Origin of the sequence: Pseudoalteromonas phenolica (assembly GCF_005876835.1) — a bacterium.
In the GTDB taxonomy this organism is placed as follows: Bacteria; Pseudomonadota; Gammaproteobacteria; order Enterobacterales; family Alteromonadaceae; genus Pseudoalteromonas; species Pseudoalteromonas phenolica_B.
On sequence record NZ_PPSW01000026.1, the window covers coordinates 98,431 to 113,997 of the forward strand.

The 15,567-nt window shown below is 43.6% G+C and carries 17 protein-coding genes; 10 read left to right on the forward strand and 7 right to left on the reverse strand.

The window, feature by feature from the left end; all coding sequences use genetic code 11:
• The first annotated feature begins 41 nt into the window (after positions 1-41).
• A complete protein-coding gene (locus tag C1E24_RS16075; protein WP_058028291.1) occupies positions 42-1,493 on the forward strand; it encodes a TrkH family potassium uptake protein in 1,452 nt (483 codons plus the stop codon).
• A gap of 127 nt (positions 1,494-1,620) precedes the next feature.
• Positions 1,621-2,310, forward strand: a complete 690-nt coding sequence (locus C1E24_RS16080; protein ID WP_138483190.1) for a flagellar brake domain-containing protein — start codon at positions 1,621-1,623, stop codon at positions 2,308-2,310.
• 15 nt (positions 2,311-2,325) lie between these two features.
• Here C1E24_RS16080 and trkA read toward each other — a convergent pair whose 3' ends face one another.
• The 4 genes from trkA to def are packed head-to-tail and all read right to left on the reverse strand — an operon-like array spanning position 2,326 to position 6,478.
• A complete protein-coding gene (gene trkA, locus C1E24_RS16085; RefSeq protein ID WP_058028293.1) occupies positions 2,326-3,702 on the reverse strand; it encodes a Trk system potassium transporter TrkA in 1,377 nt (458 codons plus the stop codon).
• A gap of 11 nt (positions 3,703-3,713) precedes the next feature.
• Complete coding sequence (gene rsmB / locus C1E24_RS16090) at positions 3,714-4,997, reverse strand: 16S rRNA (cytosine(967)-C(5))-methyltransferase RsmB (protein ID WP_138483192.1); 1,284 nt, start codon at positions 4,995-4,997, stop codon at positions 3,714-3,716.
• On the reverse strand, positions 4,997-5,941 hold the full coding sequence (gene fmt / locus C1E24_RS16095; RefSeq protein ID WP_138483194.1) for a methionyl-tRNA formyltransferase: 945 nt from the start codon (positions 5,939-5,941) through the stop codon (positions 4,997-4,999). Before fmt ends, rsmB begins: the two co-directional genes overlap by 1 nt.
• Before the next feature lie 27 nt (positions 5,942-5,968).
• Positions 5,969-6,478: a peptide deformylase gene (gene def / locus C1E24_RS16100; protein WP_138483195.1), complete on the reverse strand. Its 510-nt coding sequence runs from the start codon at positions 6,476-6,478 to the stop codon at positions 5,969-5,971.
• A 118-nt stretch (positions 6,479-6,596) separates the two neighbouring features.
• Between def and C1E24_RS16105 the strand changes: the two genes are divergently transcribed.
• The 6 genes from C1E24_RS16105 (at position 6,597) to hemF (ending at position 11,474) form a co-directional block, all read left to right on the forward strand.
• A complete protein-coding gene (locus C1E24_RS16105; protein ID WP_138483197.1) occupies positions 6,597-7,718 on the forward strand; it encodes a LysM peptidoglycan-binding domain-containing protein in 1,122 nt (373 codons plus the stop codon).
• Positions 7,719-7,758: 40 nt separating this feature from the next.
• Positions 7,759-8,856 carry a DNA-processing protein DprA gene (gene dprA / locus C1E24_RS16110; protein WP_138483199.1) on the forward strand — a complete coding sequence of 366 codons (1,098 nt, stop codon included), beginning with the start codon at positions 7,759-7,761 and terminating at the stop codon, positions 8,854-8,856.
• Between the two features lie 2 nt (positions 8,857-8,858).
• The gene (locus tag C1E24_RS16115) at positions 8,859-9,332 is read left to right on the forward strand and encodes a DUF494 family protein (RefSeq protein WP_138483201.1); all 474 of its coding nucleotides are present in this window, start codon (positions 8,859-8,861) and stop codon (positions 9,330-9,332) included.
• An 89-nt stretch (positions 9,333-9,421) separates the two neighbouring features.
• On the forward strand, positions 9,422-9,988 hold the full coding sequence (locus C1E24_RS16120) for a DNA topoisomerase family protein (protein ID WP_138483203.1): 567 nt from the start codon (positions 9,422-9,424) through the stop codon (positions 9,986-9,988).
• Entirely contained in the window at positions 9,988-10,557 is a 570-nt protein-coding gene (locus C1E24_RS16125; RefSeq protein ID WP_171040916.1) for a Sua5/YciO/YrdC/YwlC family protein, read from the forward strand. Before C1E24_RS16120 ends, C1E24_RS16125 begins: the two co-directional genes overlap by 1 nt.
• 2 nt (positions 10,558-10,559) lie before the next feature.
• Positions 10,560-11,474 carry an oxygen-dependent coproporphyrinogen oxidase gene (gene hemF, locus C1E24_RS16130; RefSeq protein ID WP_138483207.1) on the forward strand — a complete coding sequence of 305 codons (915 nt, stop codon included), beginning with the start codon at positions 10,560-10,562 and terminating at the stop codon, positions 11,472-11,474.
• 76 nt (positions 11,475-11,550) lie between these two features.
• Here the strand turns inward: hemF and C1E24_RS16135 are convergent, their stop codons facing one another.
• Together C1E24_RS16135 and C1E24_RS16140 are read right to left on the reverse strand one after the other, a co-directional pair.
• Complete coding sequence (locus C1E24_RS16135; protein ID WP_240722036.1) at positions 11,551-13,161, reverse strand: methyl-accepting chemotaxis protein; 1,611 nt, start codon at positions 13,159-13,161, stop codon at positions 11,551-11,553.
• A 100-nt stretch (positions 13,162-13,261) separates the two neighbouring features.
• Positions 13,262-13,720 (reverse strand): group II truncated hemoglobin, encoded by a 459-nt coding sequence (locus tag C1E24_RS16140; RefSeq protein ID WP_138483209.1) that lies wholly within the window; start codon positions 13,718-13,720, stop codon positions 13,262-13,264.
• A 23-nt stretch (positions 13,721-13,743) separates the two neighbouring features.
• Here C1E24_RS16140 and aroE point away from each other — a divergent pair, with 23 nt between their 5' ends.
• Both aroE and C1E24_RS16150 read left to right on the forward strand, forming a co-directional pair.
• Entirely contained in the window at positions 13,744-14,562 is an 819-nt protein-coding gene (aroE, locus tag C1E24_RS16145; RefSeq protein WP_138483211.1) for a shikimate dehydrogenase, read from the forward strand.
• Between the two features lies 1 nt (position 14,563).
• Positions 14,564-14,803: a DUF1488 family protein gene (locus tag C1E24_RS16150; RefSeq protein ID WP_138483213.1), complete on the forward strand. Its 240-nt coding sequence runs from the start codon at positions 14,564-14,566 to the stop codon at positions 14,801-14,803.
• Here the strand turns inward: C1E24_RS16150 and C1E24_RS16155 are convergent.
• Entirely contained in the window at positions 14,786-15,328 is a 543-nt protein-coding gene (locus C1E24_RS16155; RefSeq protein WP_138483215.1) for a gamma carbonic anhydrase family protein, read from the reverse strand. The genes C1E24_RS16150 and C1E24_RS16155 overlap by 18 nt on opposite strands.
• Between the last annotated feature and the right edge of the window lie 239 nt (positions 15,329-15,567).

A 15,567-nucleotide genomic window follows, 5' to 3' on the forward strand; every position in this document is an offset into this window, starting at 1 on the left:
AATAACACTCTGTCATTCTTATTTTTGAAGCGTAACGCAGCATGCAATTTCGTACCATTATAAAAATCCTTGGCCAGCTGGTGGCCTTATTTAGTATCACAATGGTGCCGCCTGCACTGGTTTCGCTGATTTATAAAGATGGTGGGGGTGTACCATTCGTACTGGCGTTTGTGTTCAGTATTATAATGGGTATGTTGGCGTATTATCCTAACCGCCATCAAAAAGGAGATTTGAAAGCCCGAGAAGGCTTCTTGATAGTGGTGTTATTTTGGCTGGTACTGGGGTCGTTCGCTTCCTTACCGCTTATCTTCTTACAAACACCCAACCTCTCCTTGGCAGATTCTGTATTTGAAGCGTTTTCAGGCTTAACCACAACCGGTGCAACTGTTTTAACGGGCATTGAAACCTTGCCTAAGTCGGTATTGTTTTACCGTCAGCAACTGCAGTGGTTAGGAGGCATGGGTATCATCGTACTAGCGGTTGCGGTCTTGCCAATGCTAGGTGTCGGTGGCATGCAGTTATATCGTGCAGAAACGCCGGGGCCTGTGAAAGATTCGAAAATGACACCGCGGATCGCCGATACGGCTAAGCACCTTTGGTATATTTATGTGGCGTTAACGTTAGCCTGTACTTTGGCATATTGGTTGGCGGGCATGAACTTTTTCGATGCGTTATGTCATGCCTTCTCGACGATTGCGATTGGCGGTTTCTCGACGTATGACGCATCCATGGGTTACTTTGACAGCCCTTTGATTAACCTCATTTGTGTGGTGTTTTTGATTATTGCTGCGGTGAACTTCTCACTACATTATGCGGCGGTGTCGAGTCGAAATGTTCGTGTGTACTTACGCGATCCAGAATTTAAAGTGTTCTTATTTATACAGCTTGCTTTGGTCGTCATTTGCTTTGCTGTTTTATCGTCAAATCAAGTGTATGCCGATGGAGATGAAACCCTAGATCAGGCTTTGTTCCAAGCCGTTTCTATCAGTACAACTGCTGGGTTTGCGACAGATAATTTCTCGGCTTGGCCTCTGTTTTTACCTATCTTACTTATCTTCTCTAGTTTTATTGGTGGGTGTGCGGGCTCTACCGGCGGTGGCATGAAAGTGGTACGTGTGTTCTTGCTGTATCTTCAAGGTGTCCGAGAGCTAAATCGTTTGGTTCACCCACGTGCTATTTACTCAATTAAATTAGGTCGTAAAGCGCTGCCAGACAAAGTCGTTGAAGCGGTATGGGGCTTCTTCTCAGCTTATGCCCTAGTGTTCGTGATCATCATGATTGCTTTGTTAGGTACGGGTATGGACAACATTACTGCATTCTCAGCGACTGCGGCGTGTTTAAATAACTTAGGCCCGGGGTTAGGCGATGTGGCTGCGCACTATGGCGACATTACCGATTCAGCTAAATGGATCTTAACGTTAGCCATGGTATTTGGCCGTTTAGAAATATTCACGCTACTGGTGTTATTTACGCCGACATTTTGGCGAGGTTAAGCTAGTCTTAAGGCTTAACGAAAAATTTAGGTCAGCAGATTAAAGTCTTCGGTAGATGGCCGATATAAACAGGAATAACAAAAATAAAAGGGACACTTGTACTGACTGCAAGTTGTAAAGGTCAAAGATGTTAAAGTCGCAAACCAGTGTAGATGTATCTATCATTTCTCAGTTGCCAACAGGAAGCACGGTAGATATTGAAGTGATCATGCCGGCAGGCTCAAAACGCTTAAAGACGGAATTTGTCGGTTATATGTCGGGGCAGTATATCATTTTGAATTGCCCGTCTGCACAGCGTTTAGGTGCAGCACTTGATTATGTCAAAGAGGGCACAAACGTGGTGGTGCGTGCTGTACTCGAGCAAGGTGATGGGCAAATCATTGCTTTCAAAAGTATGATCAAAGCCGTTACAACACACCCAACTAAGCTTATCTTCTTATTTCTTCCCCGTGCTGTGCAAAGTTATCAGCTCCGTGAACAAGTTCGTATTCCGACTTTAATCCCCGCAGTGTTTAATACCAGTGACCACTCTGAGGTTGGCGTGATAAAGGATATTTCTTTATCGGGTTTACAGTTTGATTTGCACAGTGATGACGTCTGTCCTAATACAGATTTAAAAGAACAAGACTGTGAAATTTTACTTGAGGGTAAACAAAACCAGCAATTTAAACTCAATGGCGAGATTTGCCGAGTGAAACAAAAAGAAGGTCTGGTCATGCTAGGAATAAAATTGAAGAACGATCAGACTTTTATGGAAGCCATAATGAAAGAGTATTTGATCGACCTGTCAGTGTTACAAGCCGATCAAAAAGACTAATGCTATAGGTTAAACCTAAACGAATAGCGCACTTACTTGGAATAGCTTTTCGACTACACCAATTTGCTTTTTATCGATTAAAAACATGATGACATGGTCGCCAGACATAATCACAGTGTCATCATGGGCAATCAGCACTTCATCATTACGCACAATGGCACCAATGGTAGTACCGACAGGCAGCTTAATATCGCTGATAGCACGGCCCACTACTTTTGAGGTGTTTTCATCACCATGCGCAACCGCTTCTATGGCTTCAGCGGCCCCTTTACGTAATGAATATACGTTGACGATATCACCACGACGAACATGGGTGAGTAGTGCAGATATGGTTGCTTGTTGAGGCGAGATAGCAATATCAATCTCACCACCTTGGACCAAGTCAACATAAGCACCACGTTGGATCAGTACCATGGTTTTCTGTGCGCCCATACGTTTTGCCAACATGGCAGCCATAATATTGGCTTCATCATCATTGGTTACCGCGATGAACACGTCAACTTGTTCAATATGCTCTTCAGAAAGCAGTTCTTGATCTGAAGCGTCACCACAGAACACTACGGTATTGTCGAGCATTTCTGAAAGCTCAGTGGCACGCGCTTGATTACGTTCGATCAGTTTCACGCTGTGGTTTTTCTCAAGTGAGCGCGCAAGACCCGCACCGATATTACCCCCACCGGCAATCATGATCTTTTTATAAGATTGCTCCAGCTTTTGCAGCTCATTCATTACCGCGCGAATGTGTTTGGTTGCGGCAAGGAAGAAGATTTCATCATCAGCTTCAATGACCGTGGTACCCAGAGGCTTAATGGCTTTACCTTGTCGGTAAATCGCCGCAACGCGAGTATCAACGTTTGGAATATGCTCTTTCAATGCTGATAGCGCATAGCCCACTAGCAGACCACCGTAATACGCTTTTACAGCAACCAGTGACAGCATGCCATCACCAAATTGAAGTACTTGTAATGCGCCGGGGTAATCAATCAAGCGACGAATGTATTTGGTCACCAACTGCTCTGGCGCAATATAGTGGTCTACGGGTAAGTCGTCGTTATGGAATAGCTTCTCACGATACTTCAAATATTGCTCAGAGCGGATCCGAGCAATCTTTGTTGGTGTATTGAAGATACTGTAGGCGACCTGACAAGCAACCATGTTGACTTCATCCGAACTGGTCACCGCGATGATCATATCGGCATCTTCGGCACCTGCTTGGCGAAGTACATCAGGGTGTGCGCTGTGACCTGCAACCCCTTGTAAGTCATATTTATCTTGTAGCTCTCGTAAACGATCGCCGTCGATATCAACTACGGTGATTTCGTTTTGTTCACCCACAAGGTTTTCTGCTAGGGTGCCGCCAACTTGTCCGGCGCCTAAAATGATGATCTTCATAGTGTGATTAATTACTTTTTAATTATTTTTGCGTAATAAAAGCCATCGGTTAAACCAGGTAACAACTGTAAGCCGGGTGCTTCAGGTGTGTCACTCTCATGAAGAGGCTGGTGTATGGCGTCGCTATTGTCAGCTAAAAACTGTGCGACCTGCTGTTTGTTTTCTTTTGGTAGTACTGAGCAAGTTGCATACAGTAACGTACCACCAGACTTTAATAGTGGCCAAATATTTTTCAGGATCTGGCCTTGCAGTTCGGCAAGATCGTCAATGTCAGTTTTTCTACGAAGCCATTTAATATCAGGATGACGACGAATGACACCCGTGGCCGAACAGGGCACATCGAGTAAGATACGATCGTATTGCTGACCGTCCCACCAGGTATCTGGCTGACTCGCATCGGCATGAATACAATTTGCTTCAAGGCCAATACGATCAAGGTTTTGCTCAACTCGAAGTAAGCGATCACTGTCAGCATCTAAAGCGTCAACATTTGCCTTGGCAAGCTCTAAAATATGACAGGTTTTACCGCCAGGCGCTGCACACGCATCTAATATACGCTCGTTATCTTGAGGCTCAAGCAAACGTGCAGCGAGTTGTGCTGCAGCATCTTGCACTGAACTCGCACCTTGTTTAAAGCCAGGTAGCTTGGCCACATCACAGGCTTTATCTAAGATGATGGCGTCTTGATATTCTGGGTAGTGCTCGGCGCGAATACCCGCTTCATCAAGTGCCTCTAAGTATTCTTCTGTGCTGCCCATGTGCTGGTTAACACGCAGCCACATTGGCGCTTGTAATTGGTTTTGCTCAAGAATATCTTGCCACTGTTCAGGGTAAGCTTCTTGAACTGCTTTAATAAACCAGCCCGGGTGGTTGAATGTTAAAACATCATTACCTTGGCTGCTTTCTTCTAAAGTATCTTGCTGGCGTTGGAAATTACGCAGTACAGCATTGACCAAACCTTTAAGACCTCCAGCGCGCATTTGCATCAATGCATTTACTGTTTCGGCAACGGCTGCATGCTCTGGCACACGCATATGCTGTAACTGATAGATACCTACATAAAGTAAAAATTGGAAAACACGGTTTTTACCTTTAAGCGGCTTTTCTAGCAGTTGCTGGCAGTAATTTTCTAAACTTGGTAAGTAGCGTAAAACGCCATAACAAATTTGTTGTAATAGCGCTTTGTCTTTTGGCGATAAGTTTTTTGCAGCAAGTGGAAGCTGTGTATTAAGCGATTGACCTTTATCGACAACCTGAAATAGGGTTTGCGCCGCAAGGGCGCGCACATTGGTCATTATTGACCTACCTTATTACCAGCTGCAACCCACTCAGCACGACCGTTTAAGAAGTCCTGCGCAGACATAGGTTTTTTACCTTGTGGTTGCAGTTGCGTGATACGCAGGGCGTTTTCACCACATGCGATTACGATACCTTGTTTATCGGCATGTAATACGGTGCCTGCTTCGCCACTTTGCTGAACCACATCAGCTTGCCAAATCTTTACGGTGTTTTCTTGCATTTGGGTAAAACATACTGGCCAAGGATTAAATGCACGAATGTTACGCTCTAGTTGTGCTGCATCCATTTGCCAGTCAATGTCAGCTTCTTCTTTACTGAGCTTCTTGGCATAGTTAGCAAGGTTATCATCTTGAGGCTCTGCAACAGCAGTGCTTGCAGCCATGCTGTTTAGTGTTTCAATGAGCGCTGGTGGCCCAAGTTCGGCAAGCTTGGTATAAAGGCTTGCGCTGGTATCTTCTGCGGTAATTGGACAAGTCGCAATATGCAGCATGTCGCCTGTATCTAGACCTTCATCCATCTGCATAATGGTTACACCAGTTTCGGCATCACCCGCCCACAGTGCACGCTGAATTGGTGCGGCACCACGCCAGCGCGGCAAAATAGAACCATGCACGTTAACGCAGCCAAGGCGAGGTGTGTCTAACACCACTTTAGGTAACAATAAGCCATAGGCAACAACAACCATTACATCGGCGTTTAGGCTGGCTAATTCTTGCTGTGCTTCTTCACTTTTAAATGATTCAGGTTGGTAAACGGGTAAATCATGCTCAAGCGCTAAGGTTTTAACCTCACTGGCTTTGAGTTTTTTACCACGACCCGCAGGGCGGTCTGGTTGGCTATACACACCAACAACTTGGTGCTCTGAATCGATAAGTGCTTGAAGGTGGCGCGCAGCAAAATCAGGCGTACCAGCGAAAACAATACGTAATGGTTGAGTCACAGAATATTCCAATGTTGTCAGGTTAAATTAAGAACGAGCCGCTAAGCGAGCTTCTTTTTCAAGTTTCTTGCGAATACGCTGGCGCTTAAGTGGCGATAGGTAATCAATAAATAATTTACCCATTAGGTGATCAAGTTCGTGCTGAGTACAAATCGCCAGTAGGCCATCTGCTTCATAGGTATACTCTTCACCGTTCTCATTGAGTGCTTTGACTGTGACTTGCTCTGCGCGGTCAACTTTTGCGTAAGACTGAGGCACTGATAAACAGCCTTCTTCACTGATAGTAGAGCCGTCTTTCGCGATGATCTCAGGGTTTATTAATACCAGCGGTTCATTGCCTTCTTCTGATACATCGATCACCACAATACGCTTGTGAATATCAACTTGAGTAGCAGCTAAACCAATGCCATTTTCGTCGTACATGGTTTCAAGCATATCTTTAACGATCTGACGGATCTCGTCGTTTACTTCAGCCACAGGCTCTGCAACTGTGCGTAAACGCTCATCTGGGAATCTTAATACTTCTAACTTAGCCATGGTTACCTTTTACTATTGAGCTATATATGCATTCGTGTATGCTTTCATTTTAGCCATTCACGTTTCCCTTTTACAGGTTTTGGTTGATAATATCGAAAAATAACTCAAGGAAGCTTTGATGAAATACTCTATTGCTGCGTTAATGCTCTCTGTTGGCGCTCAATTTTCGGCCATGGCTGATGTTTTAAAGTTGAAAGCCGATGCGCCACAACAATATGTGGTTAAAAAAGGCGACACCTTGTGGGACATTTCGACCATGTATCTAAACACGCCTTGGCGTTGGCCTGAATTGTGGCAATGGAACCCGCAAATTGACGACCCTGATTTAATTTATCCAGGCGATGTTTTGGCGCTGCAATATGATGCCCAAGGCAACCCACGTTTAGTGTTAAAGAAAGGGGTGAAGAAGCTTTCTCCTCGTACACGCGTAGTGGTGCAAAAAAACACCGCTATTCCGACACTACCTCTAGCCATGATAGAGCCGTTTTTGCGCTTCGACCAAGCCATTGGAGCCGATGATCTAGATGGCAAGCCAATTGTATTGGGGTCAAATCGTAATGTGCTGCGTAATACCCAAGGTCAACTATTGTATGTAAAGGGTAACCTTAACCCTTCTGCAAACTATGGTATCTACCGTCGAGGTGAGGCCTACATAGATCCTGATAATGGTGACACTTTAGCGTATGAGTCCCGTTTAGTGGGGACGGCACGAGTTTTGTTTGGTGGTGATATTGAAGCGGGTCATCCGGCAAAAGTCGAGATTGAAACGGTTCGTCAAGAAATCAAAACCAATGATGTACTGATGCCGATTAATGTCGGACAAAGCTTTTCTGCACAGTTTAGTATGACGCGTCCTACCGAAGCCATCGATGGCTCGATTATTTCAAGCGATAACCAGATGCGAGAATTTGGCTCAACTGCCATTGTGGTATTAAACCGTGGCCGTGACGACAACCTTAAAGAAGGTCATATTCTTGATATTAACAAACAGTCACCTACAGTTATTGAAGGTAAACATGGCCCACGCTACGTTGAAGACGCCAACAAGCTAGAAAAGTTTATCACTGGCTTTAGAGAAATGTTTGGTACTGAAAACGACGAAGACAGTGTTGTGTGGACCATGCCAAAAGAAAAAGTCGGTGAGCTGATGGTATTTAAAGTTTACGACAACATTAGCTATGCGATGGTGACTCGCTCTCAACAACCAATCAGAGTGGGAGATACCATTAGCGCCAATTAAGCGAAAGCTTATAAATGACAAGATACTCTAAGGAGGGAGTATGGCAACACTTTCGCAGTTACAAGGATTGATACTGTATTTAACCAAAGGGCTGGGCAGTGCAACGCTCTCTGCCATAGAAATCAAAATAGATCTTGTTGAGTTATTCGATTTACCCCATGATGAACTCATAGCGCTCGGCATTAAACCCACTATCGCAGAGCAAATAGCCAATCCCGATTTAAAGCGTATAGAGCAGCTCCAGAAATTTTGTGAACAACAAAATATTCAAATTATTCATACCGAGCATGAAGCTTATCCAAAATTACTTAAGCAAACCTGTCATGCGCCTTTAATACTTTTCTGTAAAGGTAAAATTGAGTTACTCAATGAGCCGAAAATTGCCATTGTGGGAAGTCGTAACGCAACACCGCCTGGGTTGGAGTGTGCCTCTGAATTTGCCTATCAATTAACGCGTTCAGGTATAACGGTCACCTCAGGTATGGCTATGGGCATTGATGGGGCTGCGCATAAAGGGGCGCTCGCAGGTAACGGTAATACCATTGCGGTGCTAGGTACGGGTGTCGATGTGGTCTATCCAAAGCGACATAACTATTTATATCAGCAATTGGCTGAACAAGGGCTCGTTATCAGTGAGTTTTTACCCGGTACGGTGGCAAATCAACATCACTTTCCAAGGCGGAACAGGATTATTTCGGGTTTGTCGCTAGGCACATTAATTGTTGAAGCAGAGATAAAAAGCGGCTCTTTAGTCACAGCCAAGTATGCGCTTGAGCAAAATAGAGAAGTGTTTGCGATACCGGGTTCTATCAGAAATCCGCTGGCAGCTGGGTGTCATCACCTGATCAAACAAGGGGCAAAGTTAGTAGAAAGCGTGGCCGATATTTTAGAAGATGTGAGCTTTTTGCCAAATAACGGTCTATATAATATAGAAAGGGCTGAAAATGCGCCAATAGAAGACAGTAAGGAGAATTGCCCAGTATTAAAGAGTCTTGGTTTTGAAGCGGCCAGTGTCGACGTCATAACCCATAGGACTCAATGGCCAGTAGAGAAAGTATTAGCACGACTGCTGGATCTCGAACTCGAAGATAAAGTCGCCCGCACTGCGGAAGGCTACATAAAATTAGCGAGGGGTTAATCATGTTTGATATTTTAATGTACTTATTTGAGAACTATATCCATTCTGAATCGGATATTTTTGTTGAACAAAACGAATTAACTGACGAGCTATTACGTGCTGGTTTTAATCAAGATGAGATTTACAAAGCCTTGGATTGGCTGGAGCAATTAGCAGATTTACAACATAGCGATGAAATTCCTTACTTAAATGCGACGGCCGATAAAGCCATTCGTATTTATACCGAAGAAGAGTGCCAACTTCTGGATGTTGAAAGCCGTGGTTTTTTAATGTTTGTTGAGCAAGTTGGTGTGATTGATAGCACAACACGTGAAATGGTCATCGACCGATTAATGGCCCTTGAAAAGGGTGAGATCAGTCTAGATGATTTAAAGTGGGTGATCCTAATGGTGCTCTTTAATGTGCCAGGTAAAGAGCAAGCCTATGCGCAAATGGAAGATCTGATCTTCGATGAGCCCACGGAGTACTTGCACTAGACGTACTTTTATTGATGCACAATACTTGACCCTAACTTTAGCACGGTTATATTAGGCGCAATTCAAACTGAGCTAAGTGGGTGGCATGTATGAGTAAGATTGATCATTCTTTATTTAATGCTGATAAACATGCATTAGAAAAGGAATATGAAATTTGTCCTAAATGTGGCTCTGAGCTGGTGATGAAGCACAGCAAGAATGGGCCTTTCTTAGGCTGCGCCAGTTATCCTAAGTGTGACTATATTCGTTCTCTCGCCCAGCATGATAATCACGACATTAAAGTGCTCGACGATTCTCCTTGCCCTGAGTGCGGTGAACCATTAGTTATTCGTAATGGCCGATACGGTATGTTTATTGGATGTACTGGTTATCCTGCCTGCCATTTTATTGTGCATGAAGACGAGCCCAAAGAAGAAGGGTTACCAAACTGCCCTAAGTGCAAAAAGGGCAAGCTAGTTGTTCGTAACAATAAATTCGGTAAACAATTCTACTCATGTGATGCCTACCCAAGTTGTAAGTACAGTTTGAATCAACATCCAGTCGATGAAACCTGCCCACAATGTGGTTGGGGAGTGATGGTTGAGAAATCTCGTGGCGATAAAGCTGTGCTACAATGCCCGCAGAAATCCTGCCAACATAAAGTAGAGAAATCATAGTGAGCCATGAACAACAAACCAGCAAGGATACGCCAGAAGCGATATTACGTGCTGGTGGCGTGATTTGTTATCCAACAGAAGCGGTGTATGGCCTTGGCTGTGATCCTGATAGTCACATTGCCGTGCAGCGCATTTTGGCATTAAAGCAAAGAGAAGAAGAGAAAGGGCTGATTTTAATTGCCGATAACTTTGCTCAGCTTTTACCTTATGTCGATGAAAGCAAAATTCCAATGGATAAACGCGCTGAGATTTTTTCTTCGTGGCCAGCTGCCATTACTTGGGCTCTGCCTGCTAAGGCTTCAACCCCTAAGTGGTTAACCGGTGCTCATTCGACAATCGCTGTACGCGTTAGTGCACACCCGGTGGTGAAGCAACTCTGTCAGCAGTTTGGTAAGCCGCTGGTGTCGACCAGTGCAAACATTGCCGGGCAACAACCAGAAGCAACGCTAGACAAAGTAAGAGCGGTATTTAACGATCAAATCGACTTTTATGTTGAAGGGGCACTTGGTGGTGAGACTAAACCAAGTCAAATTAAAGATGCCTTTACCACACAGCTAATTAGAGAGTAAGCATGTCAAAAGTAAATTTAGAAACAGTCAAAGCCTTCTTATTACAATTACAAGACACAATTTGTGCGGGCCTAGAGCAAGCTGATGGTAAAGCGAAATTTGTTGAAGATGCGTGGGAAAGAGCGGAAGGCGGTGGTGGTCGTACCCGTGTTATTCGTGATGGTGATGTAATCGAGCAGGGGGGGGTTAACTTCTCTCACGTATTTGGTGCGTCAATGCCTGCTTCGGCAACTGCACATCGCCCAGAGTTAGCGGGTCGCAGCTTCCATGCCTGTGGTGTGTCTTTGGTTATTCATCCTAAAAACCCACATATCCCAACGAGTCATGCCAATGTACGCTTCTTCATTGCTGAAAAAGAAGGCGAAGCACCCATTTGGTGGTTTGGTGGTGGTTTTGACTTAACACCTTTCTATCCTGTATTAGAAGATGTTAAACATTGGCACCAAGTTGCAAAAGACTTATGTGACCCATTTGGTGATACTGTTTATAACGATTATAAAAAGTGGTGTGACGAATATTTTTATTTAAAACACCGTGGTGAAACCCGCGGCGTAGGTGGTCTATTCTTTGATGATCTAAATGAGTGGGGGTTTGAGAAGAGCTTCGACTTTATGCAAGCGGTGGGTAATGGTTTCTTAGATGCCTATTTACCAATCATTGAAAAACGTAAAGATACGCCAACTAATGATGCGCAGCGTCAATTCCAGCTTTATCGTCGTGGTCGCTATGTTGAGTTTAACCTAGTGTGGGACCGTGGTACCTTGTTTGGCTTACAAACTGGTGGTCGCACAGAGTCAATTTTAATGTCGATGCCACCATTGGCGCGTTGGGAATATGACTTCACACCAGAAGCCGGCTCATTAGAAGCCAATTTATATGAATCTTACTTAAAGCCAAGAAACTGGTTGAGTCTTTAACTTCAGGGCTTGAATAGCAGACCATAAAAAACGGCGCTCGATTGAGCGCCGTTTTTGCATAAGCCGAGTCACATTATTAATCGACTTTAAAGCTGCGTACTTGCTCATCCAAAGAGCGCGCTAAAGTCAGAAGTTCTTCACTGACTTGTTTACTGCAATGTGCATCTTTTAATGATTCTTCCGCATTATCACGAATGCCTATAACGCTGCGGTTAATTTCTTCTGCCGCCAAGTTTTGCTGCTCTGTGGCATCGGCGATTTGTACGTTTAAGTCATTAATCTCATGCATCTGATTTGAAATATCTTTTAGTGCCTGTGCGACTTTTTTCACTTGCAAGGCTCTATCATCTGCTTCTTCACAAGATGCACTCATCGCCTGAACGGTTTGCGCGGCTTCGCTTTGAAGCTTTTCAATGGTGCGCTTTATTTCATCCGTAGAGTCATGAGTACGAGTTGCCAGCGTTCTTACTTCATCGGCAACCACTGCAAAGCCTCGACCTGCTTCACCTGCTCGTGCCGCTTCGATAGCTGCATTAAGTGCTAGTAGGTTAGTTTGCTCGGCGATACTACTGATCACTTCAAGTACCTTACCCACTTCAAGGGTTTGGTTTTGTAGTTGACTCACTTGCTCAGCGGCTTGGCGAACATCCTGTGCAAGTTGATTAATACTTGCTTCGGTGTGCTCAGCAACGGCCATACTTTCTTCAGCAAGGTGATTACTTGAATCCGACTTTTCTGAGGCAAAATGTGTGGTGTTTTTTACCTCGCTTGATGAGCTCTCTAATTCATTAATTGCAGCGGCAACAGAGTCTGTGCCTTGCTTTTGCGCTAAGATGGCTTGCTCTGTGGTATCTGCTGAGTTGTAAATACTTTCTGCTGAACGAATAAGCACATGGGAAGAGTGGGAGACTTGCGCCATATTCTCTTTAAATGCAGTCATCATTTTATTGAAGTTCGTCGCTAAACGCCCAAGCTCATCGTCAATATCATCATCAATGCGCAGACTTAAATCTTTATTCTGTGTAGCAAGGCGCATGGTGCGACCAAGGGTTTTTAGACGCACAATAAATAGTTTTCTAAATAACATACCCAAAATGACAAAGGCAGAGATAAAAATGGCAGACAATAAACCTGTGCTTAACCAAGTATTGCTGGTTACTGTGTTATCTATGTCTTCTAATGAGTAGCTGATGCGAACAACCCCTAATACATCGCCCTCTTTGGCCATGTGGCAACCCAAACAGTTCGTACCTTTATAGTCACTGCTCGCTATCATAGGTCTAAGAAATGTCATCACACGCATATCATCGCGTTGTTCAATGACTAAAGTTTCTTTACCTCTTAGTGCATCCCGCTCAGCATCAGTAGTTGGTGCTTGATTGGGGTTGCCTGGGCCGTAAAGTTTGTTGATTAACTCTGCTCGAATGATATGGGCGTCTTCGATGCTAGGATGAGCACGTAGTTTTTCACTGAGTATTTCACGGTTGGCCATAGTGCCGGTGAGCATCATGGTATTAATTGAGTCAAAATAGTTATCAGCTAATAACTTGATATTCTCTGCGACGGTCTCTTGAGCAAGTTTTTGTTGCTGATCTGAGCTACTCCAAATACTGGCAATGAGTACAAGTACGCCCGTTATCGCTAAAAGTGCATAAATTTTATGTTGTATCGATTTCACAGTAATCATTCAATCTCACTCATATGTTATTCCATTATGCAGCTTTTAGAGATAAGGGGCTTGATTCAGCGCAAATGAGCTACAGCTAATTTAACAATTGATTAATAGTTTAGTCCTTATTTATCATGTGTGTAGCTAATTGCTCGAAAGATTTTCTTAGTCCCACTCTTAGCAACGGATTATCTACCTCAATTTCGAGCGCTTTATTCATACAAAATATCCACTGATCTCTTAAGTCTTTATCAATCGTAAAGGGCATATGACGTTTACGCAGCATAGGGTGCCCGTATTTCTCAACAAATAAATCAGGGCCTCCTAACCAGCCAGATAGAAATTCGAAAAAGACTAAGCGAATCCTATCTAAAGGCTGTGGATGCATGTCATAGAGGGGTTTAGCGTAAGATTCTTCAGCCATCACATCGTAAAATCGATTCGCTAAGGCTTTTACACCGTCCTCACCACCTAAAATTTCATAAGGTGATTTTTCTACCGTTGGGGTCTCGTGCATATTACTCTCTTGTTCTTTACTTGCATCTTTTCTGAAGATGCGTTTAATTAGCTGCTTCATAAACAATTCACTGGGCTTATTTAATGGGTAAATTCGCGGTATTTGGTAATCCGATAAAACATTCTAAATCGCCACAGATCCATAGGCAATTTGCAGAGCAGTTTTCAACGCAAATAGATTATCAAGCTTTGCAGGCGCCATTAGATGAATTTGAAATATTCACACAAGACTTTTTCACAAACAAAGCGGGCGAGGGAGCCAATGTCACCCTGCCTTTTAAAGAGCGAGCATTTGAGCTGGTGGATGAACTCACAGAAAGGGCACAGCTAGCGGGAGCTGTGAATACTATTAAGAAGTTAGATGATGGTCGATTACTTGGCGATAACACTGATGGCGCTGGGTTAGTGGCTGACTTAATTCGTAATGAATGCAAACTAGATGGTGTATCTGTGTTACTTATTGGTGCGGGTGGCGCAGCAAGAGGGTGTATTTACCCTTTATTACAAGCAGGGGTGAAAGACATCACCATTGCGAATCGCACCAAAGAGAAAGCTGAGATATTGGCCGAGCAGTTTTCTGCTTATGGTCATGTGAAAGGGGTTGGCTTAGACGAGGTGTTCGATTCGACCTATCAAGTAGTGATTAACTCGACATCATCAAGTGTAACTGGTGAAGAGCCAAATATCTCAGAGACTGTTTTTACACAATGTCACCTTGCCTACGATATGTTTTATAGCAATGAGCAAACTAGCTTCTTGAAATGGGTCGAATCTATTAACTCAAATACCAAGTTAGTAGATGGAATTGGTATGCTAATAGGGCAGGCTGCAGAGGCATATTATCTTTGGCAAGGTGATATGCCTGAATTAACACCGGTAATAAATACATTTGCTAAGGGCTAACATGAATCAAGCAATCTTATTTAATGATGATGCGAGTTTTAATGCGACTCAACAAAGAATAGAGTTCACTGCGATGAATTCTGGTTTAATCATTCGTTGCTGTGTTGCATTTGAAGGAGAAGAGGCGACAGCGCTAGCCCACTTTGCAGAGCATCAATTTGATTATGAAATGCAAGCTGAGGCGCTTATCGAAGAAGAAAGCTACTCAGCTGAAGGGGAAGTATTACTTAGCCGAGTCTGACTCTGCTAAGTAATCATCTTTTAACTCAACATAATTGAGCGCTGATATTTTCAAGAAGGCTAATTCTGAGTCAGTTAACGGGCGAGCTTGTTTCACCGGGCTACCTACATATAAATAGCCTGATTCAAGTTTCTTATTAGGTGGTACTAATGCACCGCCACCAATGATGACATCATCTTCGACAATCGCATTGTCCATCACGATAGCACCCATGCCTACTAATATACGGTTACCAAGCTTACATCCATGTAGCATTACTTTATGACCCACAGTCACATCATCACCGATAATAAGCGGGTAACCATCAGGATTGTTAGCGCTCTTACGCGTCAAATGAAGTACGCTACCATCTTGTATATTAGTGCGCTCACCGATCTGTATATAATTAACATCTCCTCGCGCTGCAACTAGAGGCCAGACGCTACTATCTTCACCAAGAGTGATATCACCGACTAAAACGGCTGATTCATCAACATAGACAGATTTTTCTAATTTAGGATAGATCCCTTTATAACTTCTTATCATTTGTGTAGAGCCCCGAGTTTTATTGAGATGTTATTTATGCTTTGTAATTAGTGTAGAGTCAAAGCGAGCAATTTACCATTGCTTAAAAATAGCAGTTAACACTCAGAAGTGACCAAAATTACAGCGTTAAAGTATCAAAAACAGACGTTTCGTTTAAAATACACGCGAACAGTCAGTTTTTTGCATTTTTCTTTAAAAAAGGGGTTGCGTAATTTTCAGCTCTCCCTATAATGCGACCC

Bases quoted from the DNA above. Each gene is read 5' to 3' on its own strand.
- C1E24_RS16075 (WP_058028291.1), top strand. From the start codon at position 42: ATGCAATTTCGTACCATTATAAAAATCCTTGGCCAGCTGGTGGCCTTA.
- C1E24_RS16080 (WP_138483190.1), top strand. From the start codon at position 1,621: ATGTTAAAGTCGCAAACCAGTGTAGATGTATCTATCATTTCTCAGTTG.
- trkA (WP_058028293.1), bottom strand. From the start codon at position 3,702: ATGAAGATCATCATTTTAGGCGCCGGACAAGTTGGCGGCACCCTAGCA.
- rsmB (WP_138483192.1), bottom strand. From the start codon at position 4,997: ATGACCAATGTGCGCGCCCTTGCGGCGCAAACCCTATTTCAGGTTGTC.
- def (WP_138483195.1), bottom strand. From the start codon at position 6,478: ATGGCTAAGTTAGAAGTATTAAGATTCCCAGATGAGCGTTTACGCACA.
- C1E24_RS16105 (WP_138483197.1), top strand. From the start codon at position 6,597: ATGAAATACTCTATTGCTGCGTTAATGCTCTCTGTTGGCGCTCAATTT.
- dprA (WP_138483199.1), top strand. From the start codon at position 7,759: ATGGCAACACTTTCGCAGTTACAAGGATTGATACTGTATTTAACCAAA.
- C1E24_RS16115 (WP_138483201.1), top strand. From the start codon at position 8,859: ATGTTTGATATTTTAATGTACTTATTTGAGAACTATATCCATTCTGAA.
- C1E24_RS16120 (WP_138483203.1), top strand. From the start codon at position 9,422: ATGAGTAAGATTGATCATTCTTTATTTAATGCTGATAAACATGCATTA.
- hemF (WP_138483207.1), top strand. From the start codon at position 10,560: ATGTCAAAAGTAAATTTAGAAACAGTCAAAGCCTTCTTATTACAATTA.
- C1E24_RS16135 (WP_240722036.1), bottom strand. From the start codon at position 13,161: ATGATTACTGTGAAATCGATACAACATAAAATTTATGCACTTTTAGCG.
- C1E24_RS16140 (WP_138483209.1), bottom strand. From the start codon at position 13,720: ATGAAGCAGCTAATTAAACGCATCTTCAGAAAAGATGCAAGTAAAGAA.
- aroE (WP_138483211.1), top strand. From the start codon at position 13,744: ATGGGTAAATTCGCGGTATTTGGTAATCCGATAAAACATTCTAAATCG.
- C1E24_RS16150 (WP_138483213.1), top strand. From the start codon at position 14,564: ATGAATCAAGCAATCTTATTTAATGATGATGCGAGTTTTAATGCGACT.
- C1E24_RS16155 (WP_138483215.1), bottom strand. From the start codon at position 15,328: ATGATAAGAAGTTATAAAGGGATCTATCCTAAATTAGAAAAATCTGTC.